We start from the raw sequence: 24,676 nt of genomic DNA, 5'->3' as shown, positions 1-24,676 counted from the left end.
GCGCCCGCCGCGCCCGCCGCGAGACGGTGCCGCGCCCTGACGTCCGACCTGACCGCCGCCCAAGCAGCCGTCCCCGCACCTCGGCGACCGCCGGGCCGTCCGTCAGTTCCCGGGGCGCCGGATCCGCGCTGTGCCCGCCGCGAGGTCGATCCCGGTGCGCGGGGGCGCGCCGTCGTGCTCGTCGTCGCGCAGCACCAGCTCGATCCGCCGCTGCTCCAGCTGCACCCGCTTGCCTGCGTACAGCAGCGCGTGCAGCTCCTCCCCCGCCTGCGCCCCGACCCCGCGTCCGGTCTCCGTCCGCCCGGCCCATCGCGCCGTCGCCCACCGTGCCGTCGCCCGCCGCGCCGCCGAGGCCGCGAAGCCCAGCAGCACCAGCGCCGCCGGGAACACCAGGCTGCCCGTCATCGCCACCACTGCCACCATGTGGGGCTCAACGCCCGTCCACGCCACGGCAGTTCCCCGGTAGGCCCGAAGCAGCGCGCGGCCGCGGAACACGTTCCAGGTCCGCGCGCCGGGGAAGCCGGTGGCCGACGTCTGCTCAGTGCAGCAGGTCGAGCGCGTTGTCGGCGTCGTTGACGAAGTAGACCGCGTCGTGGTCGAGGTCCAGGGCGAGGCCGAAGAGTGCGCCCGCGCCGGCCGGTGAGCCCTCGTTGTTGATCTGCTTCGCCGCGACCTGCCGCCCGCCGGGGGTGGTCTCGACGATGAAGCCGTCCTGGCTGTTGACCGTCAGCAGGTCACCCCTGGATGTGACGGCCAGTCCCAGCGGGCCGTTGAGTCTGCCGCCGGAGGTGACGACCCGGCCGGTGCCGGCGCTGCCGGTGCGGGTGAGCGCGCGCGGGATGGCGGTGATCCGGTTGCCGACCGTGTCGGCCACGTAGAGCGTGTCGTCGCAGCCGAGGCCGACGCCGGTCGGGCCGATCACCAGTGCGGCGGGGTCGGTCCGCTCGGCGAAGCCGGAGCCGATCTCGGTGGTGGCGACCCGCTGCGGCGGCTGGTCGCCCCGGTCCTCCAGGGTGATCCGCAGGACGGTGCCCCGGTCGACCTCCGCGCCGTTCGCGGCGACGGTGCCGTTGAGCACGTTGGTGACGAACAGTTCGCTGTGCCTGCCTCGGCTGACGGCGGTCATGTCCCACGGCCCGTTGATGCCGTCCCCGGCGATCGTCTCGCGGACCGTGCCGAACCGGTCGAGCACCAGCAGGCAGCCGGCCTGCGCGGTGGCGGCGCTGCCGTCGGCGGTGGGCAGGCTGCCGACCACCACCCAGCCGCCGGGCAGCACCGTCAGCGCCGTGGTGAGGCCGACGCCCCCGGGGCAGGAGCCGGGCAGGTGAGCGGGGTCGATGGTGGCGAACGTCGTCCTGGTGCCGTCCGGGTCGATCTGCACCAGGGTGGTGCCGGTGCCCTGCAGGTTGGCGGAGTTGTTGAAGTTGCTGACCAGGACGTCGCCCCGGTGCAGGTTCCCGACGCTGTCCTCGATCGTGAACGTGCCGTACGGGTTCACGTCGCCGTTGTCCGGCACGGTGGACGCGACGGGTGTCACGGTGTGCAGCCGGTCCAGGAACGGCCGCGAGCGGAAGGCCTGGTCGGGGGACGCGGCGGCGGTCAGGCCGATGGTCAGCGCGGCGATCGCCAACGCGCTCGAACATGCCCGAAGTCTCATGTACTGCCTCCTGAGGAGCGGGCCCGGCCTGCACAGCCGGCGGCCTCGGCCCGTGAACGTGCGCTGAATGCCCCCGACACGCCACGCTAGGCACGCCACCCGGCAGGCCGCCTGCCGACTCCGCCAATTGACCGCCGAACCGGCCTCGGCACCGGCCGCCGACCGCCCGTCCCCGACGCCGCTGCCCTTGCCGGTGCCGGTTCCCCTACCCCCGCCCCCACCCCTACCCCCTCCCGGTTCAACGCCCGCCCGGGCTGCGGGAGTTGCCCGCCCCGGCGGCCTTCTCCTCCAGTTCCGCGCAGGCCCGCACCACCTCGGCCCGGCCCTGGCGGGTGGTGCCGGCCAACGCGCCCAGCACCCGCCGGGTGCGTTCCTGTTCGAGTCGGATCGCGGTGCGGTGGCGAATCCAGGCCCGCGCGACGGCCGCGGCCGTACTCGCCGCGCCCAGCACGGTCAGCACCACCGGATCACCGGTGTCGAACACTCCCATGGTCGGTCTCCCCGCTCGTGAGTCGGTGGCCGGACGGCCGGGTTCCAGGCTCTTGCGGGGCGTCAATTTCCCACTAGGCTACGGAAACTCGGGGAAATCCGGGGCCGACGACCGAGTGGGGAGCACATGCCGGCGGGCCGTCCGCCCAAGGACGAGCAGGAGCACTTTCCGGAGCTGCTGGAGCTGGCCTCCTGGTTCCGGCAGGCGCTGGTGAGCGCCGGCTACGGCACCCCGAACGCCTTCATCCGGACCGGCTTCGCCGGAAAGGCGGCGGTGTACGGCGTCCACAACGCCTCCCGCCTGCTCACGCTCGAATTCACCAAGGCCCTCGCCACGGCGCTCGGCCGGGATCCGGCCGAGGTCGTCCCGATCTGGACCCGCGCGAAGGACGCCCGGGACCGCGCCACCGCCGCCGATCAGCAGTCCACCCGTCCGCGTCTGACGTCCTGGGCCGAACTCCCGCTGCCCGCACTCGCGCTGCGCAACCTGCTGGAGGCGCAGTCCCGTTCGGCCGACCGCCTCCCGTACGACGTGCTCGACGTCAAGGAGCCGCCGCTGTCCGCGATCTACGTGCGGCAGCAGATGCGGGCGGCGCTGCCGCCGTCCCGCGAGAGCGGCGGTCCCGACGTGCACGGCACGCCCGCGTCCGGCCCGGAGAGCTCGCACGCGCACGCCTCCTCGGCGGACCGGGACACCGTGCTGCCGCTGAGCGAGATCTTCGAACGGCCCGGGCATCTCCTCGTCACGGGCGAGCCCGGCTCTGGCAAGTCCACCCTGACCAACCACGTCACCTGGCTGCTGGCCCAGGTCTGGCTCCGGCAGGAGAGCAGCCTGGCCGCGCCGGCCACCGAGCCGCTGGTGCCGCTGCGGATCGCCGCCCGCGCCCTGGTCGAGCACTCCGGGTCGTGGAGCGCCGCACTGTGCCACGCGGCCCGGGACAGCATGGGGCACAGCCTGGTGGCCGAGGCCGATCCCGGGCTGTTCACCGGCCGGGTCCAGGGCGCCCAGTGGCTGGTGATGGTCGACGGGCTCGACGAGATCACCGACCGGCAGGCCCGGGCCCAGCTCATCCGGGTGATCGCCCAGCACGCCCGGTCCGACGGGGCGTACCGCTTCCTGGTGACCAGCCGCCCGCTGCCGGAGATCGAACTCACCCCGCTGCGCGGCGCCGCGTTCAGCTCGTACCGGATGGAACCGTTCAGCCGGGCGGAGCTGCGCAACTTCGCCACCCAGTGGTTCCGCGCCCAGGGCAACGGCCCGGAGGAGACGGAGGCCGCGGCGGCGCGCTTCCTCCAGGAGACCGAGGACGGCCGGCTGAGCGAGCTGGTGCAGAACCCGCTGCTGGCGACCATCGCGGCGGTCAGCGCCACTGTCGATCCCCACCGACCGCTGCCGGCCAACCGGTTGAGTCTCTACCAGCTGTTCCACGACCACCTGATGAGTCGCAGCGCGGGCCGGGAGCGACGGGACGACGAACTCGCCGGCTGGGTCGGCCAGGTCCGTCAGCAGCTGGTCGAGTCGCTGGCCCGGCACCGGATCGAGAGCGACGGGTCGCTGACGGCGGCGGCCGGTCGGTGGGTCCACGACCACCGACCGGCCGGACTGACGCTGACCGGGCGCTGGGAGGCGGAACTCCGGCACCTGCTGCTCGGCACCGGCCTGCTCGTCCCGCAGGGCGACGACCTGCGCTTCCTGCACCACTCGTTCGCCGAGTTCCTGGCCGCCCGGTCCTACGCCGAGCAGATTCCGCCCGATTTCCCCGAGTTGGACGGCTGGGCGGCGAAAGGCATGGGCGAGGCCGAGCACACCTTGGCGCTGTTCACCTTCTGCCTGTGGGCGCAGCGGCCTGACTGCGACGCCGACCTGATCGTCGATCACCTGCTGCGCCGGACCAGCGACAGCGGGGACCCCGTGAACCTGGCCGGCCTGCTGGTCGCCGAGGGTGTCGCGGTGGGCGAGCAGAAGTGGTCGGAGATCCTGCAACGGCTCCAGGACAGCGTCCGCAACACCTTGGAGGGGCCGGACCTGCGCGAGCCGTTCGCCACGCTGTCCGCGCTGGCGGACCGGCCGGGGACCGCCGACCGGCTGCGCGCCCTGGCGGCGAGCAGGATCCTCTCGGTGACCCAACGGCTCGGCGCGCTCGATGCGTTGAGCCGGGTGTGCGCGCCGTCCGAGGCGGAGGCGCTGCTCGCCGACATCCTGCCCGACAGCGACGACGAACTGCCTGCCGCGGCCCGGATCTCGCTCGGCCTCGGCGCCACCGCGCAGCAGGCGGTCCTGGCGCGCACCCGCTCGATCCGGGAAGGGCTCCGGGCCGACACCTGGGAGACGGCGATCGCCGCCGAGACCCTGGAGGTGCTCGGCAGGCCGGACCAGGTGCAGCAACTCGCCCGGGAGGTCCTCGCCGACCGCTCGGCCCGCTCGGGCGACCTGCAACGGGCGGCCCGGGCATGGCTCAAGGCGTCGCAGGGGGAGTGCGCCGACGAACTGGCGGCGGCGGTGCTCCTCCGGCCGGCCACGGACAACGTCGGCCGCGATGCGTTGATGCGGACGCTGGAGGAGTCCGGGGAGCCCGCCGCGGCCGCCCGCATCGCCGAGCAGACGCTGCGCACCGGCCGGGGCACGGCCCGCCACCTGAAGAACGCGGCGGACATCTGGGTGCGGGTGCACGGCAAGGAGCGGCCCGAGGTCGTTCTCGACGCGCTGAAGAGCGCCACCCCGGCCACCGGCAGGCCGCCGTACCTCGCCGCCTGGCTCACCCGGGCGGCCGCCGAGGCCGGCGAGACCCGACTGGCCGTCGAGTGGGCCCGGCAGGTCCTCTCCGCGCCGGACCGGCCCACCGCGGACTCCTCGCTGGTGGTGGCTGCCTGGCTGGCCGCCGAGGGCAGCGCCGCCGCTCCCGCCGTCATGGCGCTCCTCGACCGGGGCAGCGCGCTCACTCCGGCCGAACGCGCCCAGTGCGCACGCGAGTTGCTCGATGCGGGCGCGAGCGCCGAGGCCGCCGTCATGGCCACCCTCGCGCTGCGGACCCCGCTCTGGGGCGAGTCGTACTACAAGGAGGCCGCCGGCGTCCTGCTCAAGGCCCGCCCCGCCGAGTTCGGCCGGGTGGTGGAACAGGCCCTCGCGGAGCAGCCGGACCACGACGCGGCCTGGCTGGCGGGAGTGCTGCTGGCGATCGGCTCCGAGGCGGGCCCCCACGCCCCGCTGCTGGCGATGCTCGCCCACCGGCTTCTCTCGGCCGCGTCGGCGACCGGCGAGCAGGTCGCCTGCGCACTCGGTGCCCTGGTCGAGACCGAGGGGCTGGACTACGTCCCCACGATGGTCGCCACCATCAAGGGCCGGACGGATCTCTCCGTCACACACATCAGGGCTCTCGCCCGGGCCCTGGCGTCCTACGGCCTGCGCGCGGCCGCACTCGAGTGCTGGCGCCACGCCCTCGACGTGCTCTGGCTGCCGAGCGACCAGGAGTTGGAGCTGCTGAACGACCTGCTGACCGCCGACGCCGGCCCGGAGGCGGCGTCCTGGCTGCGCGAGATGATCGACCGTCCCGGGCTGGGCGGGCAGAGCCGGCTCCGGCTGCGGCAGATGCTGGCCTGGCTCGGACCGGCGCTCGAACCGGACGGCCGCTGAGCGGTCTCAGCGCAGCAGTTCCAGGGCGCGGTGCGCGAGCCACAGCTCGTGGACGGCAGTCGGCGGGCGCAGCAGGGCGCAGTCGAGCAGGCTCTCGATCCGGCCGAGGCGTTTGCGAACGGCCGACGGCGACAGCGCCAACTCCTGTGCGGTGGGGCCGATCCGGGTGTCGTGGCCCAGCCAGCGGGCGAGGGTGTGGGCCAGGGCGGGCGGGGCGTCGGCGGCGCGCAGCGGGCGGAGCCGGCCGCGGGCCCAGTCGGCGACCTGAGGTTGGCCCAGCAGCGCATCGATCCCGTTGTCAGGAACCGATGTTGACGATCCGTCGGAACGAATTCCCAGAGCGAGTGCGAGGGTCGCCCGGTCGGCGAGGCGGTGCGGGTCGAGGCCGAGGAGGCGGTGCAGGTGGGTGAGGCGGGCGGCCAGGGTGTTGCGGTGGATGCCGAGGCGCACGGCGGCGTCGGCGGGGTGGTGGAGCCAGGCGGCGGCGGTGGCGAGCAGGGCGGGGCCGTCGGGGTCCTGGGGCCGGGCGGCGCGGTGGGCGTGCAGGGGGGCGAGGGTGGCGGTGGCCCATGCGGCGCCGGCCGGGCCGAGGACGGGAGCGAGGTCGCCGGGCCGGGCGTGGGCGGCGCGGCGTTCGGGGTGCCGACGGGCGGCGGTGAGGGCGTGCAGGGCCTGGCGGTGCGCGGTGGCGGTGTCGCGCAGCGGCAGGGGGTCGCTGATGCCGACGTGGCAGGTGTCGGCGACGGCGGGGTGGTGCAGCCAGGCCGCGAGCGGGCGGCTGTCGACGGCGGGTTCCAGGACGAGGGTGCGGCCGGCGGCGCCGGGTTCACGGCCGACCCAGGCGGTGCCGGTGGCGGACCGGTCGGCGGCTTCCCGGCGGGCGGCGGCGGGCCCTTCGACGGCGTACATCCGTACGGTGTCGGGCAGTTCGCCGTGCAGGGTGCGGGCGAGGCGGCGGGCGACGGCGACCTGACCGACCATCAGCAGGTGCAGGACGGCTTCGCGGGCGCCGGTGTCGGCGAGCCGTGCGCGGTGGGCCTGGCGGCGGCCCTGTTCGGCGTCCCAGGTGAGGCTGAGGACGGTGGCGGCGTCGGCGAGCAGCACCGGCAGGTCGGGCGGGGCGGGCCTGGGGGCGACGACGGCGAGGACGGGCGGGCGGGTGCCGGGCCGGCCGGGCAGGGTGACGACCAGGCAGGTCAGGGTGGAGCGGCCGATGGCGGCGGAGCCGGCGGCGCGGGTGCGGGCTTCGCCGACGGCGCTGCGGGCCAGCGCCCGTTCGGCGACGCCGACGGGGGTCGGCGGCGGGCAGGCGTCGGCGCCGGTGGGGTGGAGCAGCAGCACGGCGGCGCGGGTGCGGGCGGCGAGTCGGCGCAGGACGGCGGCGGTTCCGCCGCGGCGGCCGGCGGCCTGGAGGTCCAGGACGTCGTCGGCCCGGCGCAGGCGTTGGAGGGTTCGGCCGTCCGGCAGGGGTGTGTCGCGCATGTCGCTCCCCCCGAGGGACATCCGAAGTCGATTCGTCTCCCAGGCTATCCGCGCCACGAGCGGAAGATCAACGCGCTCGGTGTGCAGTTCGACACCGTCCGGGTCTGCTCACCGGGCAGTTCCGCACCGGGCCGGACGGCGGGCGGCCCTAGGTTGGCCGGGCATCGCACCGCACTGCACCACTCGGGAGGATCCATGACCCGCAGGACCGGCCTCGGCCGTCTGTTCACCGCCGCCGGCGTCGCGGGGGCGCTGACCGTCGCGCTCTCGCTGACCTCGACCGGTTCCGCCTCGGCCGCCAGCGACTTCCAGGGGAACCTGAAGAGCAACGCCACCAACAGGTGCCTGGCGGTGGACGGCGGCGGCAACGGCAACGGCACCCCGGTGTTCCAGTGGGACTGCAACGGCAACAACGACCAGCAGTGGACGTTCGAGAACACGGGCGGCGGCGCCTACGAGATCGTCAACAAGTGGGGCCTGTGCCTGGAGGCCCCGGGCTGGACCACCGCGGCGGGCGCCCAGCTCGGCCAGTGGGGGTGCCACGGCGGCGCGAACCAGACCTTCTACATCGACAACTACATGACCGACGGCACGAACCTGCGGTTCAGGAACGTGAACTCGGGCCTGTGCGTCAGCGTGTCGGGCGGCAGCGCCGCGCTCCGCACCCCGATCATCCAGTGGTACTGCAACGACGCCGCCGACCAGCGCTGGCACACGAACTGATCGCGACTGCGGTGAGCCAGCCGAGGGCGGCGGTGAAGATCCACGGCAGCTCCAGCGGCGAGAGGCTGTAGGCGATCAGCACGACGACCGGCGGCAGTGCGCGGTGCGCCGCCCGGTCGGCCCGCGGGCCGACCCGGCCGACCAGGCCCGGGGCGGCCAGCAGCGCGGCGCCCGCCAGTGCGGTCCACCAGCCGTGGGCCACGGCCTCGAAGATCGCGAACGCGGCCGTGAACAGGGCCAGTGCCGCCCACCCGAGCACGGCCCCGAGCCCGGGCACAGGCCGGTGAGTCGGCATCAATTCGCGGTTCACCTCTGCTCCTTCCGTCGAATCGACCCTTCGAAGCTAAGGCTAATAGCGTTAGCCGTCAACCCTCCTGAGCGACGTCGCGAATATGTGTTGTACACCGTAGAAGACTTCCTCTACGGTGTACAACACATGCCCGGCCACCACCGGGCGCCTTCGTCCGTGCCTGCTCCCGGGGGTCCTCTTGTCATCAACGTCCGTCCCTGCCACCGCCCCGCACCCGCGCCGCTGGGTGATCCTGGCGGTGGTGTGCCTGGCCACCCTGGTGGTGCTGCTCGACAACACCGTGCTGAACGTCGCGATCCCGTCGCTGACCGAGGAGTTGGGCGCGCGCACGGCCGACATCCAGTGGATGATCAACGCCTACTCGCTGGTGCAGTCCGGCCTGCTGCTGACGGCCGGCAGCCTCGCCGACCGGTACGGGCGCAAGCGCGCCCTGCTGGCCGGGCTGGCCCTGTTCGGCGCCGGTTCCGCCGCGGCCGCCTTCGCCCAGTCCACCGGTCAGCTGATCGCCGCCCGGGCCGGCATGGGCATCGGCGGCGCCCTGCTGATGACCACCACGCTCGCCGTGGTGATGCAGGTCTTCCAGGGGGCGGAGGTGCCCAGGGCGATCGGCATCTGGGGGGCCGTCAGCTCGCTGGGCTTCGCGGGCGGCCCGCTGCTCGGCGGCGTGCTGCTGGCGCACTTCTGGTGGGGCTCGATCTTCCTGATCAACCTCCCGGTGGCGCTGATCGGCCTGGTCGCGGTGACCCGCCTGCTGCCGGAGAGCCGCGACCCGGCCGGCCGCCGGCCCGACATCCCGGGCGCGGCGCTGTCCACCGTCGGCATGGTCGGCGTGGTGTACGCGATCATCTCGGGCCCGGCGGACGGCTGGGGCTCGGGCAAGGTGCTGCTGTCCGCGGCGGTCGGCCTGGCCGCGCTGGCCGGCTTCGCGGCCTGGGAACGGCACACCCCGACGCCGATGCTGGACATGAGCTTCTTCCGCAACCGCCAGTTCAACGGCGCGGCCGCGGGCGGCGTCCTGGTCGCCTTCGGCATGGCGGGCTCGCTGTTCCTGCTCACCCAGTACCTGCAACTCGTGCTCGGCTACCGCCCGTTGGAGGCCGGCCTGCGGATGACCCCGCTGGCCCTGATGATCGTGCTGCTCAACCTGACGGGCGTCGGCGCCCGGCTGCTGCCGAAGCTCGGCTTCGCGGGGGCGGTCGCCGGCGGCATGGCGCTGCTGTCCGGCGGCCTCGCGCTGATCGCCGTGACGGGCTCCGCGCACGGGTACGGCGGCCTGCTGGCGGGCCTGCTGCTGATGGGTACCGGCATCGCGGTGGCCAGCCCGGCGATGGCCTCGGCCCTGATGGGGGCGATCCCGCCGGAGCGGGCGGGTGCCGGAGCGGGCGTGCAGGGCACCGCCACCGAGTTCGGCGGCGGCCTCGGCGTGGCCGTGCTGGGCGCGGTGCTCGGCTCGCGCTTCGCGGCGGGTCTGCCCGACGGAGTGCCTGCCTCGGCAGCGAAGTCGCTGCCGGAGGCGCTGGCCGCCGCGCCCGACGCGGGCGTCGCCGCGGCGGTCCGGACGGCGTTCGCCGACGGGCTGACGTCCAGTCAACTGATCGGCGCCGCCGCCGTCCTGCTCGGCGGCCTGGTCTCGGCGGCCCTGCTGCACCGCGCGCAGCAGCCCGCCGCCCCCGCCCAGGCCCCCGAGCCGGCACCCTCACCTGCGGCTTCGTAGCACCGACCGACCCCGGGCCCGCGCACCTCGCGCGGGCCCGGGCGCGTACCGTGGGAGCCACCATCGGGCCCCGTCCCCCCGAACGCGAAGGAGCAGCGTGGCCGTCAAGCGCGCCTCACAGGTCAAGAAGAGCGTCTGGCTCACCCCGCCGCCGTCCCGGGGCCGCCGGGCCCCTCGCGCGACGGGCGCCGGCGGTGCGGGCGGGCTGGACCGCGAGGTGATCGTGGCGGCGGCGGTGCGGCTGCTGGACGAGCAGGGCGAGGCGAAGTTCTCGATGCGCGCGCTGGCGACCCGGCTCGACGTCACGCCGATGTCGCTGTACTGGTACGTCACCGACAAGGACGACCTGCTGGAGCTGGCGCTGGACGTGGTGTCGGGCGAGATGGAGCTCCCGCGCCCCGGTGACGGCCTGGACTGGCAGGACGGCCTGCGGGCGCTGGCGGTCACCTGGCGGGCGGCGATGCTGGCGCACCCGTGGGCGGTGCGGATGTACAACGACTATCTGAACATCGGCCCGAACTCGGTCCGGTTCTCGGCCCGGGCCCTGGAGGTGGCGCGCAGTTCGCCGCTGCCCGAGGACGACGCGATGTCGGCCCTGTCGGCGATCTTCCAGTACGCCTACGGCTTCACCGCCAACGAGGTCAACTGGAACGAGAAGGCGAAAGCGGCCGGCACCACCGAGGAGGGCCTGATCGCGGAGATCACCGAGGCGGTGCTGCAGGTTCCGTCGATCGCCGAGTCCGGCGCGCTGACGGAACGTCCCGCGGACTCCGAACAGCTGCTGCGCGAACGGCACTTCCACCGCGCCCTGGACTGGATGCTGGCCGGCATGGCCACCGGGCTCGCGGGCGCCGCTACGTGAACTCCTGCTGGCAGCGCTCCAACCAGTCGAGTTCGGCCTTCAGTTGCAGCACCGCGCCCTCGATCAGCAGCCGGGACAGATCGTGTTCGCGGTTCTGGTCGGCGCTGGCGCGCAGGCCCCGCAGGGTGGCCAGGCAGTGCGAGCGCTGAAGGTCGATCAGGGTGCGCCGGTCGGCGAGCCGGGTCTGCGGGGCGAGCACGAGCTTCAGGAAGAACTCCTCGCGGACCTTGGCGCCTTCGGACGGCCGGGCGAACCAGTCGACGAGCTCGCGCCGCCCGGCGTCGGTGAGCGCGAACACCCGCTTGGCGGGGCGGCCGTCCTGGGCGACGGCCCGACCCTCGATCAGACCGGACTTCTCCAACCGGCCCAGGGTGATGTAGACCTGCCCGTCGTTGGTGCGCGGGCAGGCCGGACCGAAAGTGCTCTCCAGGGCCCGGCGGAGCTGGTAGCCGTGCGCGGGGCCCATGGCGAGCAGTGCGAGCAGGGGTAGCCGCACGCGGTGCCTCCTTGAACTTCGGGGGGTGCGCCGGGCGGTCGAACCGGATCGGCTGTGCGCCCGGCGGCGCTCCTGGGCGTTGCCCTACCCCGATGCGCGCCCGGTTATTCGTCCGAAACCCCAGCGGGATCGGTCCAGATGGTGGCACCCTGAGGCGCAGGAAGTGACAACCGTCCCGGCAGTCTCCTGGACACACACTTTGGCCTATACCTAACATGCAGGTATTCCTGAGGAACTGACGGCCTGTCAGCCGGTTCCCACACCTGCCAGCGCGACCTCCCTCGCGCGCTCCCGTGAAGGTGACGCATGATCACGTCCGTCGTCCCCGGCGACCCGCCACGCCCCGCCCAGGTCCCCGGCCCGTCCGCCGCCGCCCCCGCGGAGCGCGAACTCCCGGCCGAGCAACCGGCGTCGGGCGCGCCCGACGCCCTGTGGTGGCGCGACGCGGTGATCTACCAGGTGTACGTGCGCAGCTTCCAGGACTCCAACGGCGACGGCATCGGCGACCTGCCGGGCGTGCGGGCCCGGCTGCCGTACCTCAAGCGCCTCGGCGTGGACGGGGTCTGGCTGAACCCGTTCTACCCGTCGCCGCAGCACGACCACGGCTACGACGTGGCGGACTACAAGGGCGTCGACCCGATGTTCGGCACCCTGGAGGACTTCGACCTGCTGGTCGAGGACTGCCGCAAGCTCGGCCTGCGCCTGGTGCTGGACACCGTGCCCAACCACTGCTCCACCGAACACCCGTGGTTCCAGGACGCGTTGCTCGCCGCCCCCGGCAGCACCGAGCGGGCCCGCTTCCACTTCGCGGACGGCCGCGGCACCGACGGCGAACTCCCGCCCAACAACTGGCGGGCGATGTTCGGCGGCCCCGCGTGGAGCCGGATCACCGAACCCGACGGCACCGCCGGCCAGTGGTACCTGCACATGTTCACCCCCGAGCAGCCCGACCTGAACTGGCGCAACCCCGAAGTCCCCGCCGAGTTCGAGAAGGTCCTGCGGTTCTGGCTCGACCGCGGCGTGGACGGCTTCCGCATCGACGTCGCCGCCGGCCTCTTCAAGCACCCCGAACTCCCCGACTCCCCCGACCCGGAGGCCGACGAACGCACCCGCGACTCGGTCAACCCACTGGCCTGGAACCAGCCCGAGGTGCACGACATCTGGCGGGTCTGGCGGGCGATCTGCGAGGAGTACACCCAACTCGACGGCCGGCAGCGGTTGCTGGTCGGCGAGGCGTCCGTTCCGACGCCCGCCGAACAGGCCAAGTACGTCCGGGCCGACGAACTCCACCAGGCGTTCTTCTTCCACCTGCTGCACGCGCCGTGGGACAGCGAGCACTTCCACCAGGTGATCGACGCGGCCGTGCGCGACATCACCGCCACCGGGTCCACCGTCACCTGGGTGCTCAACAACCACGACCAGGTCCGCACCACCACCCGCTTCGGCAGCCCCGAACGGGCGCGCGCCGCAGCGCTGTTGATGCTGGCGTTGCCCGGCGCGGCCTACCTGTACCAGGGCGAGGAGCTCGGCCTGCCGGAGGTCGACGACCTGCCCGACGACGTCATCACCGACCCGATCTTCTTCCGCACCGGCAGCCGCAAGGGCATCCGCGACGGCTGCCGCGTCCCGCTGCCCTGGTCCGGCACCGAGGCCCCGTTCGGCTTCAGCCCCGACGACTCCGCCCCCAGCTGGCTGCCGCAGCCCCCGTCCTTCGCCGACCACACCGCGGAGCGCGCCCTCACCGACCACACCTCCCCCTACCACCTGTACCGCGAGGCCCTCCACCTGCGCCGCCTGCTCCCCCAACTCGGCGAAGGCACCCTCCGCTGGCTGGAGACCCCGCCCAACGTCCTCGCCTTCACCCGCGGCGACGGCCTCCTGGTCGCCACCAACTTCGGCACCACCCCCGCCCCCGCCCCCGTCACCGGCACTCCCCTCCTCTCCTCCGCCCCCTGCCCGCCCGGCGTCCTCCCCCCGGCCACCACCGCCTGGTGGATCCAGCCCCGCATGTGACACCACCTCGCCCCCGGCCCGCCGGGCCCCTGCCCCGAACGCACACGAAGGGGAAGGAACTCGGCGGGCCACGCCATCGGTGGGGAGCTGATCGGTGAACGGCCCCGGCGGCTGCTTCGGCTGCAACCTCGGCGCCCTGGACGGCTGCCTCGTTCTGCCCGGTTGGGGTGGCGCTGTCTCCGTCACGCCTCGCCGACCGACACGTTCGCGTCCTGTTGCGCCGAATCCGCGCACCGGGCCGTCACCGAACCCACACAATTCGTTGAGTTCGGCCCTCGGGGCCCGCCGAGCGGCCAAAATCACCTGATCGGGTGTTCACATGCTGGACACGCTGTCGATGAATACTGGTCAGCACTGGGACAATGGTGTGGACCACAGGTCCCACCCCGTCGCACGGCGCGTGTCAGGCGTGCCGGCGGCGATCCTCAACGGCGAGGAGGACCAAGGGCGGTCCCCGGGACGGGGCGCCCTCGTGCACCATCCGATTCACGGAAGGTTGTGCCTTGATGCCGGCCACCCACAGCTCCGCCGCGTCCACCGACGCCGGCGCCCGCCTGATCGAGCCGCTGTACCAGGAAGTCCTGCGGCGGAACCAGGGCGAGAACGAGTTCCACCAGGCGGTCCGCGAGGTCCTCGAAACGCTCGGCCCGGTCCTGCTGCAGCGTCCCGAACTCGTCGACGCACGGATCATCGAGCGGGTCTGCGAGCCCGAGCGGCAGCTGATCTTCCGCGTGCCGTGGTCCGACGACAGGGGCGACATCCACGTCAACCGGGGTTTCCGGGTGGAGTTCTCCAGCGCCCTTGGCCCGTACAAGGGCGGACTGCGGTTCCACCCCTCCGTCAACCTCGGAATCGTCAAGTTCCTCGGCTTCGAGCAGATCTTCAAGAACGCCCTCACCGGCATGCCGATCGGCGGCGGCAAGGGCGGCTCCGACTTCGACCCCAAGGGCCGTTCGGACGCCGAGATCATGCGTTTCTGCCAGTCCTTCATGACCGAGCTGCACCGCCACCTCGGCGAGTACACCGACGTCCCGGCCGGTGACATCGGTGTCGGTGGCCGCGAGATCGGCTACCTGTTCGGCCAGTACAAGCGCATCACCAACCGCTACGAATCCGGTGTCCTCACCGGCAAGGGTCTGGGCTGGGGCGGCGCGCAGGCCCGCACCGAGGCCACCGGCTACGGCTGCGTGATGTTCACCGAGGAGATGCTTCGCACCCGCGGCGAGAGCCTGGACGGGCAGCGCGTGGTGGTCTCCGGCTCCGGCAACGTGGCGATCTACGCGATCGAGAAGGCCCAGCAGCTGGGCGCGACGGTGCTCACCTGCTCCGACTCGACCGGCTACGTGGTCGACGAGAAGGGCATCGACCTGACCCTGCTCAAGGAGATCAAGGAGACCCGCCGCGGCCGGGTCTCCGACTACGCCGAGGCGCGCGGCTCGCACGTCAAGTACGTGGCGGGCGCCGGCGTCTGGAGCGTCCCGTGCGACGTGGCGCTGCCCTGCGCCACCCAGAACGAGCTGCACGAGGCGGACGCGCTGGCGCTGGTCCGCGGCGGCGTGAAGGCCGTCGCCGAGGGCGCCAACATGCCCACCACCCCGGAGGCGGTGCGGGTCTTCCAGGAGGCCGGCGTGGCCTTCGCGCCCGGCAAGGCCGCCAACGCGGGCGGTGTCGCCACCTCCGCGCTGGAGATGCAGCAGAACGCCTCCCGCGACTCGTGGACCTTCGAGCACACCGAGAACCGACTCGGCGAGATCATGAAGCACATCCACGACTCCTGCTTCACCACGGCGGAGAAGTACGGCAGCCCCGGCAACTACGTGGTCGGCGCGAACATCGCCGGCTTCGAACTGGTCGCCGACGCGATGCTGGCCCAGGGCCTGATCTGACGCCCTGCCATCGAACGGGCCCGGACCGCGGCGGCGGTCCGGGCCCGTCTGCGTGCCCCCTGTCTGCGGACGCGGCACCGGGAGTAGGTTGTGCGCCGCACGACCGGATCCGGGGGAAGGCCAGGCTCGTCATGTCCAGGAAGCCGCGCAGGAGATCGAACCACCGCCCGGATCGGACCAAGTACCGGGCGACCCCGCCCCGCAGCGCCGACCGCCGGATCGGGCGGAAACCGCCGATCCGGGTCTCCGTCGCGCTCCTGCTGTTCCTGTCGGTGATCGGTGCGGCTTTTCTGCTCGTCGGACTGCTCTTCCTGACCGAACTGCGGGCGCAGCACCACAGCCCCGAGCTGTCGATGACCGTCTCACGCTGTCGCACCGTCCACCACGACCGCGGTCGGACCATCGACTGCATCGGCACCGGCCGGCCCGGCGGCTCCGGCGTCACCGCCGGAACGTGGCGATTCGCCGGCGCTCCCGAGGTGTACGCCGACGGGACGGTGCTCCGGGTCCGCTGCACCCCGGACGGCGAGTGCAATCGGCTCACCGTCGGCCGGCACGCCTTGGCGCTGTTCCTCACGCTCGCCGGAGCGGCCGTGACCGTCCTCGGGCTGTCGCTCGCTGCCCGCCAGGTGGTCGGGGCCGTCGCCCCGCACCGCTTGCCCGGTCCCCTGTCCCGCCCGGGGACCGCGGCCGTCGCCGCCTTGCTGCTCGTCCTCGCCGGGTCTCTCGTCTACGTGTTCACCTGACGCCCCGTCGACGAGAGGGGCCCGGACCGCGGGTGCGGTCCGGGCCTCTCTCGTCGGTGCGGCCGCTCGTCACGCGGCCTTGACCAGGTTCTTCGGCGTGGTCCGGGCGACTGCCACCGGCGTGCTCGTGGTCTCCTGCACGTCGTGGCGCGGCCACAGGGCGAGGGCGCCGCCGGCTCCTGCTGCGGCGAGGGCCGCCAGGACGGTCCAGGTGAGCGGGAAGCCGGCGATCGTGCCGAGCCGGCCTGCGATCGGGTAGGTGATCAGCCAGGCCAGGTGCGACAGCGAGAACTGGGCCGCGAACACCTCGGGGATCGCGTTGCGTCCGACGGAGGCGCGCAGGACCTTGCCGGTCGGGGTGATGATCAGCGCCATGCCGACCCCGGTCGCGGTCCAGATGACCGCGGTGCCGGTCCAGCCGGCGAGGCCGGCCGCGGCGACGGTCGCTGCGGCGGCGGTCGCGGCCACCAGGACGGCGGCGCCGGTGATCATGACGGTGCGGGCGGCGATCCGGTCGAGGAAGCGCGGGAGCAGGAGCGCGGCCAGCAGCGTTCCGGTGCCGGAGGCGGCGAGCATCCAGGCGACGTCCGACTGCGAGCCGCCGAGTTCGTCACGGACGTAGTTGACGGTGTTCACCACGACGATCGAGCCGGCGGCGGCGACCGTCAGGTTCAGCGCCATGATGCCGCGCAGCCGCGGGGTGGTGAGGAAGGTCCTGATGCCTGCCGCCGCCTTGTCCCAGGCCTTGGTGTGACCGCTCGGGCGAGCATTCGGGACGCGGGTCGACAGGACGAGCAGCGCGGAGAGCAGGAACCCGACGGAGGTGCCGAGGAACAGCCGGTCGAAGCTCAGGAACGCCAGCGCGACGCCGGCCAGCACCGGGCTGATCAGGCTCTCCATGGTGGAGGCGACCTGGGAGGCGGACAGCGCCCGCGTGTAGGCGGAGTCGTCGGTGACGATGTCGGGGATGACGGCCTGAAAGGTCGGGGTGAACGCCGCGGAGCCGGCCTGGAGCAGCCCGATCAGGACGTACACCTGCCAGATCTCGCTGACCAGCGGCAACAGGAGGACGACCGAGCCGCGGATCACGTCGAGCGCGACGAGCAGGGCTCGTCTGGGGAGCCGGTCGATGTACGCGGCGGCCAGCGGCGCGATGACCACGTACATGACCATCTTGATGGTCAGGGCGGTGCCGAGGACCGTGCCGGCGCGGGGTCCGGCGAGGTCGTAGGCGAGGAGGCCGAGGGCCACCGTGGTCAGTCCGGTGCCGAACAGGGCGATGACCTGGGCGGCGAACAGGTGGCGGTAGTCACGGATGGCGAACAGTCGCATGACGGGTTCCTTCCGGGTCCATGCGGCCGGGCACGGCCCCCGCGGGTGGCGGCCGTGCCCCGCGAATACAACAGGCGCGGGCCCGCTCGATCTCGTCCTCGTCCACTCCGAGCGTGCGGGCGGCGTCGACGTGGGCGTCGAGACAGAGCCGGCACCCTTGCTGCACCTGGAGGGCGACGGAGATGCGTTCGCTGATCCGGCGGTCGAGTTCGGCGCGGCCCATGGCCTGGCTGAGCTGGAGGTATCCGCCCAGGACGGCCGGTGAGTGGGCCATCGTGGCGACCATGTCGCCGATGCTGCCGTGCCGGGAGACCAGATCGGCGAGGAGGTCGCGGGAGACGCCGACCGCCGTGTCGGGCGTGAGGGCGGAGAGGCGGGGCATTCCTGTACTCCTTTCCTGCGAGCGGGCGGAGGTGTGCGCGCGCTTTCAGTGGTGGCCGTGGTGCGCGTGGTGGCTGTGGTCCTCGTGGTGCGCGTGGTGGCCGTGCTGCGCGTGGTCCGCGTGCTCCGGCGCGGCGGCGGTCGCCTTCGCGGTCGTGCGCACCGTGAACTCGGCGGTCCGCACGGTGCCCTCGTGCTGGAAGTCCAGGTACAGGCGGTACGTGCCGGCCGACGGGGCGACGGCCATGAACGAGATCCCGGGGCCGGGCGCGGTGACGCCGTCGCCGGGGGCGCCCTCCGGGTGCACGTGCAGGTAGCCGAGGTCGCCGACGCGCAGCGCCACCAGGTGTCCGAAGGCGGCCAGGTAGGGCTCCAGGTCGGTCACGGGGTTTCCGTCGCGGTTGACGGTGAGGGTCAGTTCGCTCGCCTCGCCGGCCAGCAGCTCGCCGTCCAGGGTGACCGCGTAGTCGCCGATCCGGGCGACCCCGGTGGCCTCCGGGAGCGGGAGCGGGTCGTAGGCGCCGGCCACCGCGACGTCGGTGCCCAAGGTCAGGGTTCCGGTGTGGGCGGCCGGGTGGATGTCGGTGAAGAACCGCCAGTCGCCCGGCGTCAGGGTCAGCTCGGTGGTCCAGACCCCCTTGTCGTCCCGCACCGGGTGCACGTGCTGGAACCCAGAGGTGTCCCGCCGTACGGCGATGAAGTGCAGCTCCTTCTCGTGCTCGGGCACGAACTCGGTCACCGGCCGCCCGTCGGGGCCGGTCACCCGGAAGGTGATCGCCTGCGGGCCGGCGCCGAGGATCGTCGCGTCGAGTTCGAGGGTGTATCCGCTCTCGGAGACCGACAGGCCTCCGGCCTGGGCGCCGCCGTGCTGGTGGGCGGTGTGGCCGGGTGCGGTGTGGGCGGCGTGGCTGTGGGCGGCGTGGTCGTTCATGACATCTCCCTGGTTCGGTCCTGCGTTCTCGGGCTTCGTTCCCCTTCAACGACCGCAAAGATATACCCCCAGGGGGTATATGGGAAGGCTTCGCGGCCACCCACTCGCGACACGTTCCACGGCAGCCCGGGCCACCCGCACCGATCACCGCCGGCGAGCGCCTCGCATCGCACGCCTCGACCATCTGCCGACCTGACGGCGGGTCAACTCACCGCCCCGCCACGCCTCCGCCGATAGTGGGCGGATGAGCACACCTGGTCTCCCCCGCCGGGCCGCCCTGCTGGGCGGGCTCGGCTGCGCCCTGACGGCCTGTTCCGCGTCCCACCCGGTCGCCCGGAACTTCTCCTCGCCCTCCCCGTCGCCGACCGGCTCCGCGTTCCCCGCCCCGTCCGCCTGGCAGCCTGGGCCGGGCGAGCTCCAGCCGGACGTCAAACTCCGCGCGGTGCAGGTGGTGGAGGCGATCGGCAGCTGGCCGCCGGGCGGCCAGGGCGCGGCGGCGGCCGGGCAGCGGGTGGCGGCGCTCGGGCTCCCGGCCGAGCTGGCCGCGCAGGGCGGGACGCTGCTGGCGGACGCCCCGCAGGCCGCGGTGGAGGTCGTCTACGCCCAGTACGGCGGGCTGCTGAGCGACTCGGCGAGCGTCCTGGTGGTGTGCCGCCAGTGGCTGGCCGGGCCGGACGGCGCCCCGCAGTCCGCGGGCACCACGGTGGACGTGCGGCTTTCGCAGGCCGATCCCCGCTGGAACGTCACCGCCCTGCACCCCGCGGACCCCGGTCCGGCGGCGGCCACCCTCCCCGACCCGGCGACCCGGGTGCTCGCCCAGCCCCGGATCGTGCTGCCGCCGGCCGCCGTCGCGGACCTCCGCAGCGGTCAGGTCCACGACTCGGCGCTGAACGCGATGCTGACGCTGGCCGGACCGTACAGCTTCCAGGTCAGCGTGGTGCGGTCCGGACATCCGCTCATGGTGTTCGGCACCGACCGGCCGAGCGACCACCCGCTGGGGAAGGCCTTCGACACCTGGCAGATCGACGGCCATCCGGTGGTGGACCCGGCCACCCCGACCGACCTGGTCGACTCCTTCATGCGCGCCGCCGCGGCCGCCGGCTCGTACAACGTCGGCGGCCCGCGCCTGCTGGCAGGCGGGAGGACGGCGAACCAGTTCTTCAGCGACCCGACCCACCACGACCACGTGCACGCCGGCTTCACCATCTGATCCGACTCCCGTTCGCAACTCGAAACCCCTTGCGCTCCGCCCGTGACCTGCGACAACGTGGCGGAAATCGATCAAGCGAGGGGTAGGGGTGGGAGTGGGATCCGCACGGACTCGCCAGGGTGGAGCGGTCGCGGTGGTGCTGGCGGCCGCGCTGACGGGATGTTCGGGGAGTGCCCCGGCGCCGAAGCCGCCGCCCGCGCCGTCCGGCCGGTCGGCCGCACCGGGCCCGGCCACCGCGTCCGCGCTCGAACCGGCCGACCCCGCCCAGGAGTTGGCCCAGCTCCGGGCGGCGATCGAGGCCCCGCCGCAGCCCTTCTCCGCGGTACTCACCGTCCAGTTCACGGACGACACGCGCACCGCCCGGCGGCAGGGCGTGGTCAACGTGACGGACGGCCTGCAGACCGGCGCGCTCGGCCTGGTGTCAAGGGAGCAAGGGGCTGAGCAGCAGGCCTATCTGACGGTGACCCGGGACTTCACGTACACCCGCGTCTCCGACCGGGCGTGGGTGCGGTCGCCGCGCTCCCCGGAGCCGCTGTTCGCCGATCACCGGGCGATGGCGCGGGCGCTGCTGCAGAGCGACCCGGCAGCCTTCCGGGGTAGGACCAGGATCCGGACGATGCGTGGCGGCACGGGCTTCCACCTGGTCGGACGGCTGCCGCTGACGGCGGTCGCCGACGCGTTCGACGCCACCGCCCGCGAACGGCTGGCGCGGCACCGAATACCCGACTGCGAGACCGATCTGCTGCTCGACGCCGACGGCCGGCTCTCCGAACTCACCCTGACCTGCGAGGCCGACGGCTACCGGCTCCGGTCCACCGCCGGCCTGGCCGAGTTCGGCCCGGCCGCCGAAACCCCGCCGCCGGACGACCTCTGACGCGCCCGACGACCTCTGACGCGCCTGACGCCCGACCGGCCCCGGACTCCTGCCGGAGCCCGGGGCCGGGTGGCACTGTGCCGTTGACGCCTCGTCAGCAGCTGATGCTGCCCTTGCGCAGGGCGTGACTGCCGGTGTTGCTGTCGTCCGACCAGTAGACCGGCTTGCTGCCGCCCACGCACTCGTCGGCGCCGGCCGGCGTGAAGCCCTCGTTGTTGATGTTCGGCATGCCGGACGGGCGGTTGTAGACGGCGGTGACGGCGAACGCGCCGCTCGCGTTCACCTGGAAGGTCCGGTGCTGGCCGGAGCAGGTGTCGTCACAGACCACCCAGAGCCGGTTGGCCTGCGGCTCCCACTGGAGTTCCATCACGCCTGCCATCCCGCTGCCGACGGTGGCGACCTTGGTGAACCCGCCGGCCTCCAGCAGCACGTAGCCGTAGACGGTGCCGGAGCCCTCGACGCCGACGAAGAACACGCCGCCGGTGTGCGCGGCGTAGCGGCTCGGGTCGTAGGCGGCGCCGGTGGCGGCGTCCTTGAACCCGGCGCCGGTCAGGTAGCTGTCGGGCACCCAGGTGATGCCCTCCAGGCCGAGGTTGGCGCCGGTGGCGGGCAGGTCGGCGGTGAGGTTCCACTCCCGGGTGGCGCTCAGCGTGCTGCCGGTGCCGGACACGTCGTAGCGCAGCACGGACAGCCGGCTGGTGGACGAGGCGTCGGCGTTGCGCTCGCTGGAGACGTACACGCCGCCGGCCGAACCGGCGCCGGTCAGGGTCACGCCCTCGTCGTCGGGGGTGCCGGTGCCGCCCGGGAAGCGCAGCGCCTTGCCGGAGCCCCAGCCGTTGGCGGTGTCGGGCGTCCAACCGCCGGAGCCGTTCGGGACCAGCCGCCACAGCTTGCCGGAGTTCTGCGCGCCCCACATCACCCCGCCCTCCTGGTACAGGCCGGACAGGTCGGTGCCGAACACGTTGGCGGCGTCCGCGGTGGCGACCGTCGAACCGCCGGGCCAGGCCACCGGGGTCGTGGAACCGCCGCCGCTGGAGCCGCAGTTGTTGGCGGCGCCGAGCGTCAGGGTGGCGGCCTGGGTCCAGCCGCCGGTGCCGTCGGCGCAGCGCGACCAGGACAGGTTGGAGTGCGAGGTCCAGCTGAACGAATCGACCAGGGTGACACCATCGGCCAGGTACAGCCGGGCGCTGTCCGCGGAGCCCAGGCCGAAGCTGCCGTGCACGTCGAAGGCCTTGAAGCCGCCCGGGGCCAGGCTGGTGCCGGACGCGATCTTGTACTTGCTGCTGTCGTTGTCGTCCTTGAGGATCCACCCGGACACGTCGATCGTCGACGTGCCCTTGTTGTACAGCTCGATCGAGTCGTTCACCGACCCGGTCGTCACCACCTCGTTGAGGCGGATGTCGTCGGCCGGCGCAGCGGCGGCGGGCAAGGCGGTCAGCACTCCCGTGCCGACGGCCGGCAGAGCAACGGCGGCCAGCAGCAGGGAGAGGCGACGACGCCACCTGGGGGCGCGCGGTTCGGTCACGGTTTCCGTCCCTCGGATCGGTGTGGACACGGCGCCGACCAACCTCCCGACCCCACCCCAACGAAGCCCCACCACCACCTGTTCCCCTCATGAACGCCCGGCGAACCCACCCCTCACCGGCTCCGGAAGTCCTGTCCCGGGCCCGGCACTTCGGGACCGGCGCTTCGGGAGCCGCGCTTCGGGAACCCGTCGCCGGAGTCTCCGGGTTGTCGGGCGAGGAGGCAGTGACATGAAGACCCGCCGAAGGGGCGACCACGGCACGCCGGAGCCGGAGACGCCGTGGAACGAGGTGGCGCCCGGGCTCTGGATGGGCGGCCACCACTGGCGCGACCCGGCCGGGCAACGCCACCCGGTCCGGGTCGACGGCGAATTCGAGCTGGTGGTCAGCCTGTTCACCGCCCCCGGCCACGGCCCCGCGCCCGGCGTCGAGCACTTCGTCGCCGAGGTGTCGGACGGCCCGCTGGACGCCGGGCAGTTGGCCGCCGTCCAGGACGCTGCCACGCACACGGCGGATGCGGTGGCGGCCGGGCGCAGGGTGCTGGTGCGCTGCCGCTCCGGCTACGACCGGTCCGGGCTGGTGGTGGCGCAGGCGCTGGTCGAACTGGGCGCGCACCCCGCCGAGGCGATCCGCCGAGTACGGGCCCGGCGTTCGCCATGGGCCTTGAACAACGAACTGTTCGTCGCGTACCTGGAGACCGGACTCGACACGGCGCGGCTGCTCGGCTCGCTGACGGCGCTCGAAGGCTGACCTCGAAGGCTGACGCGGCGTCGGCGGGTCACTGCTGACGGGCTGTCGGCCGGGCTCCGGCAGCTTGCCCCATGGTTATCGGCGGCTTATGACCTTCTTATCCGTCGGAGTCGTCGCACACCCCTGGCGGACAGGCGGAGGTAGCCGCGCGAGCGGGCTGGCGTAGCCGGGCGGGTACGGCGACGGTAGGTTGCGGGGCTGGTGGGAGGCCGATTCCGCTGGTGCTTATCGCCGAGAGCGTGGTCGGCGGCTTCTGACACAACGCCAGGTCGGGAACGTGCCAAGGACGTTGCGGGTGGCCGAATGCCGCCACCGGGGCTCCGGTCGAAACTGGCAGACACTTGTCAATTGGTATAGGCCAATCGTAGCCTTCGGTCCGATCGCGGTGTGCCGGGTCCACACCGCGCCGCCCCCGGGTCGCTCCCGTGGGCGTCGGGCGGGCATGCGCCTGCCCCTTTTCCCCCACCATCGACCCGGCACCTTTCCGAGGAGAACCATGTCCTGGTCCCGTCGTCTGCTCACCGCGTCCGCGGTGGGCGCGGGCGCCCTGGTCGCCACCACCTTCGCCGCCGGCACCGCCGGAGCCCACGGCGCCATGTTCGGCCCCGCCAGCCGTATCGCCTCCTGCTACGCGGAGGGCCCCGAGACCCCCAAGTCCCAGGTCTGCAAGGACCTCGTCGCGGACAGCGGCACCCAGCCGCTGTACGACTGGAACGAGGTCAACATCGCCAACGCCAACGGGCAGGCCCGGCAGATCATCCCCGACGGCCACCTCTGCTCCGCGAACCGCGACAAGTACCGCGCCCTGGACTGGGCCCGCACCGACTGGGCCGCCACCCCGGTGACGGCCGGCGCGAAGACCTTCAACTTCCGCGTCACCGCGCCCCACCAGGGCGTCATGACGCTGTACATCACCAACAGCAGCTACAACCCGACCCAGCCGCTGAAGTGGTCGAACCTGGACCTGGCGAACCCGATCGCCACCTTCGCCAGCCCGCGCACCTCGGACAACGGCTACTACAACGTCGCCGCCAACCTGCCGCAGCGCACCGGCCGCCAGATCGTCTACATGGTGTGGCAGCGCACGGACAGCCCGGAGGCGTTCTTCGGCTGCTCCGACGTCGACTTCGGCTCGGGCACCACCGCCGCGGCCGGCGCGCTCGCCGCCCAGACCCCGTCCGCGCCCACCGAGGCGCAGATCAGCGCCGGCGCCGCGTACTCCTCCGTCTCCCACGCGGGCCACGGCGGCGACGCGCTGACCGCCCAGGAGGCGGCGGCCGGCACCACCTCGACCAACACCGCCGCGTCCGTCCACGCGTCCGGCAGCGACAACCTGCTGCTCGGCGTCGCCGGCGCCGGTCTGCTGGCCGCCACCGCGTCGGGCGTCCTCCTGGCCCGCCGGATGCGCAACACCGCCGTCACCGCCTGACCTGACGGCCCATGAACGCCTGACCCACACGGGTCGGGCGGGTGGCGCGGCCCCATCCCCCACAGTTCGGGGGCCGCGCCTTCCGTCACCACGACCTTCCACCCCCTCGCTCTGCCGCCGCGCGACCCACCGCCGCCATGGCCTTCTCCCGCTCCGGCCTTCTCCCGCCCCGGCCTTCCGCCGCCGCGACCCTCCGCGCGATGGCCTTCCCGCGCGGCAGCCCCGATCAGCCGGGAC

At 73.3% G+C, this 24,676-nt stretch carries 21 protein-coding genes; 11 read left to right on the top strand and 10 right to left on the bottom strand.

Annotated features, from left to right (window positions below; translation table 11 throughout):
• Nucleotides 1–102 precede the first annotated feature (102 nt).
• The 3 genes from ACI1MP_RS35955 to ACI1MP_RS35945 form a co-directional block, all read right to left on the bottom strand.
• Nucleotides 103–423: a DUF6191 domain-containing protein gene (locus ACI1MP_RS35955; RefSeq protein WP_404870594.1), complete on the bottom strand. Its 321-nt coding sequence runs from the start codon at nucleotides 421–423 to the stop codon at nucleotides 103–105.
• A 115-nt stretch (nucleotides 424–538) separates the two neighbouring features.
• Complete coding sequence (locus ACI1MP_RS35950; protein ID WP_404870593.1) at nucleotides 539–1,657, bottom strand: hypothetical protein; 1,119 nt, start codon at nucleotides 1,655–1,657, stop codon at nucleotides 539–541.
• A 238-nt stretch (nucleotides 1,658–1,895) separates the two neighbouring features.
• Nucleotides 1,896–2,147, bottom strand: coding sequence for a hypothetical protein (locus ACI1MP_RS35945; RefSeq protein ID WP_380338476.1), 252 nt, complete (start codon nucleotides 2,145–2,147; stop codon nucleotides 1,896–1,898).
• A 126-nt stretch (nucleotides 2,148–2,273) separates the two neighbouring features.
• On the opposite strand from ACI1MP_RS35945, the gene ACI1MP_RS35940 reads away from it, so the two are divergent.
• Nucleotides 2,274–5,777 (top strand): hypothetical protein, encoded by a 3,504-nt coding sequence (locus ACI1MP_RS35940; RefSeq protein ID WP_404870592.1) that lies wholly within the window; start codon nucleotides 2,274–2,276, stop codon nucleotides 5,775–5,777.
• A 6-nt stretch (nucleotides 5,778–5,783) separates the two neighbouring features.
• Here ACI1MP_RS35940 and ACI1MP_RS35935 read toward each other — a convergent pair whose 3' ends face one another.
• Complete coding sequence (locus ACI1MP_RS35935) at nucleotides 5,784–7,259, bottom strand: helix-turn-helix domain-containing protein (RefSeq protein WP_404870591.1); 1,476 nt, start codon at nucleotides 7,257–7,259, stop codon at nucleotides 5,784–5,786.
• 195 nt (nucleotides 7,260–7,454) lie between these two features.
• Between ACI1MP_RS35935 and ACI1MP_RS35930 the strand changes: the two genes are divergently transcribed.
• A complete protein-coding gene (locus tag ACI1MP_RS35930) occupies nucleotides 7,455–7,982 on the top strand; it encodes an RICIN domain-containing protein (protein WP_380338467.1) in 528 nt (175 codons plus the stop codon).
• Here ACI1MP_RS35930 and ACI1MP_RS35925 read toward each other — a convergent pair.
• The gene (locus ACI1MP_RS35925; protein WP_404870590.1) at nucleotides 7,930–8,292 is read right to left on the bottom strand and encodes a hypothetical protein; all 363 of its coding nucleotides are present in this window, start codon (nucleotides 8,290–8,292) and stop codon (nucleotides 7,930–7,932) included. The two genes, ACI1MP_RS35930 and ACI1MP_RS35925, sit on opposite strands and share 53 nt — an antisense overlap.
• Nucleotides 8,293–8,470: 178 nt before the next feature.
• Between ACI1MP_RS35925 and ACI1MP_RS35920 the strand changes: the two genes are divergently transcribed.
• Complete coding sequence (locus ACI1MP_RS35920) at nucleotides 8,471–10,006, top strand: MFS transporter (protein WP_404870589.1); 1,536 nt, start codon at nucleotides 8,471–8,473, stop codon at nucleotides 10,004–10,006.
• A gap of 97 nt (nucleotides 10,007–10,103) precedes the next feature.
• Nucleotides 10,104–10,868 (top strand): TetR/AcrR family transcriptional regulator, encoded by a 765-nt coding sequence (locus ACI1MP_RS35915; RefSeq protein WP_404870588.1) that lies wholly within the window; start codon nucleotides 10,104–10,106, stop codon nucleotides 10,866–10,868.
• On the opposite strand, the gene ACI1MP_RS35910 is transcribed toward ACI1MP_RS35915, so the two are convergent.
• Nucleotides 10,861–11,364: a PadR family transcriptional regulator gene (locus ACI1MP_RS35910; RefSeq protein WP_100588354.1), complete on the bottom strand. Its 504-nt coding sequence runs from the start codon at nucleotides 11,362–11,364 to the stop codon at nucleotides 10,861–10,863. The two genes, ACI1MP_RS35915 and ACI1MP_RS35910, sit on opposite strands and share 8 nt — an antisense overlap.
• A gap of 306 nt (nucleotides 11,365–11,670) precedes the next feature.
• On the opposite strand from ACI1MP_RS35910, the gene ACI1MP_RS35905 reads away from it, so the two are divergent.
• From ACI1MP_RS35905 to ACI1MP_RS35895, 3 genes are all read left to right on the top strand, one after another.
• Nucleotides 11,671–13,377: a glycoside hydrolase family 13 protein gene (locus ACI1MP_RS35905; RefSeq protein WP_404870587.1), complete on the top strand. Its 1,707-nt coding sequence runs from the start codon at nucleotides 11,671–11,673 to the stop codon at nucleotides 13,375–13,377.
• 506 nt (nucleotides 13,378–13,883) lie between these two features.
• The gene (gdhA, locus tag ACI1MP_RS35900; protein ID WP_404870586.1) at nucleotides 13,884–15,263 is read left to right on the top strand and encodes an NADP-specific glutamate dehydrogenase; all 1,380 of its coding nucleotides are present in this window, start codon (nucleotides 13,884–13,886) and stop codon (nucleotides 15,261–15,263) included.
• Between the two features lie 131 nt (nucleotides 15,264–15,394).
• Nucleotides 15,395–16,009, top strand: a complete 615-nt coding sequence (locus ACI1MP_RS35895) for a hypothetical protein (RefSeq protein WP_404870585.1) — start codon at nucleotides 15,395–15,397, stop codon at nucleotides 16,007–16,009.
• A 69-nt stretch (nucleotides 16,010–16,078) separates the two neighbouring features.
• Here ACI1MP_RS35895 and ACI1MP_RS35890 read toward each other — a convergent pair whose 3' ends face one another.
• The 3 genes from ACI1MP_RS35890 to ACI1MP_RS35880 are packed head-to-tail and all read right to left on the bottom strand — an operon-like array spanning nucleotide 16,079 to nucleotide 18,653.
• A complete protein-coding gene (locus ACI1MP_RS35890; RefSeq protein WP_404870584.1) occupies nucleotides 16,079–17,341 on the bottom strand; it encodes an MFS transporter in 1,263 nt (420 codons plus the stop codon).
• Nucleotides 17,319–17,723, bottom strand: a complete 405-nt coding sequence (locus tag ACI1MP_RS35885; protein WP_404870583.1) for a carboxymuconolactone decarboxylase family protein — start codon at nucleotides 17,721–17,723, stop codon at nucleotides 17,319–17,321. Before ACI1MP_RS35885 ends, ACI1MP_RS35890 begins: the two co-directional genes overlap by 23 nt.
• 45 nt (nucleotides 17,724–17,768) lie before the next feature.
• Complete coding sequence (locus tag ACI1MP_RS35880; RefSeq protein WP_404870582.1) at nucleotides 17,769–18,653, bottom strand: hypothetical protein; 885 nt, start codon at nucleotides 18,651–18,653, stop codon at nucleotides 17,769–17,771.
• 244 nt (nucleotides 18,654–18,897) lie between these two features.
• On the opposite strand from ACI1MP_RS35880, the gene ACI1MP_RS35875 reads away from it, so the two are divergent.
• Nucleotides 18,898–19,863 (top strand): hypothetical protein, encoded by a 966-nt coding sequence (locus tag ACI1MP_RS35875; RefSeq protein WP_404870581.1) that lies wholly within the window; start codon nucleotides 18,898–18,900, stop codon nucleotides 19,861–19,863.
• Nucleotides 19,864–19,957: 94 nt separating this feature from the next.
• Nucleotides 19,958–20,737 (top strand): hypothetical protein, encoded by a 780-nt coding sequence (locus ACI1MP_RS35870; protein WP_404870580.1) that lies wholly within the window; start codon nucleotides 19,958–19,960, stop codon nucleotides 20,735–20,737.
• 94 nt (nucleotides 20,738–20,831) lie between these two features.
• On the opposite strand, the gene ACI1MP_RS35865 is transcribed toward ACI1MP_RS35870, so the two are convergent.
• Nucleotides 20,832–22,262: a lamin tail domain-containing protein gene (locus tag ACI1MP_RS35865; protein WP_404870579.1), complete on the bottom strand. Its 1,431-nt coding sequence runs from the start codon at nucleotides 22,260–22,262 to the stop codon at nucleotides 20,832–20,834.
• Nucleotides 22,263–22,491: 229 nt separating this feature from the next.
• On the opposite strand from ACI1MP_RS35865, the gene ACI1MP_RS35860 reads away from it, so the two are divergent.
• A complete protein-coding gene (locus tag ACI1MP_RS35860) occupies nucleotides 22,492–23,010 on the top strand; it encodes a protein phosphatase (RefSeq protein WP_404870578.1) in 519 nt (172 codons plus the stop codon).
• A 496-nt stretch (nucleotides 23,011–23,506) separates the two neighbouring features.
• Complete coding sequence (locus ACI1MP_RS35855) at nucleotides 23,507–24,439, top strand: lytic polysaccharide monooxygenase (RefSeq protein ID WP_363483116.1); 933 nt, start codon at nucleotides 23,507–23,509, stop codon at nucleotides 24,437–24,439.
• Nucleotides 24,440–24,676: the final 237 nt, after the last annotated feature.

The sequence above is a fragment of the Kitasatospora griseola genome (assembly GCF_044999035.1).
Lineage (GTDB): Bacteria > Actinomycetota > Actinomycetes > Streptomycetales > Streptomycetaceae > Kitasatospora > Kitasatospora griseola.
The sequence above is the reverse complement of the archived record's forward strand: the minus strand, read 5'-3'. Positions and strand labels throughout refer to the sequence as shown.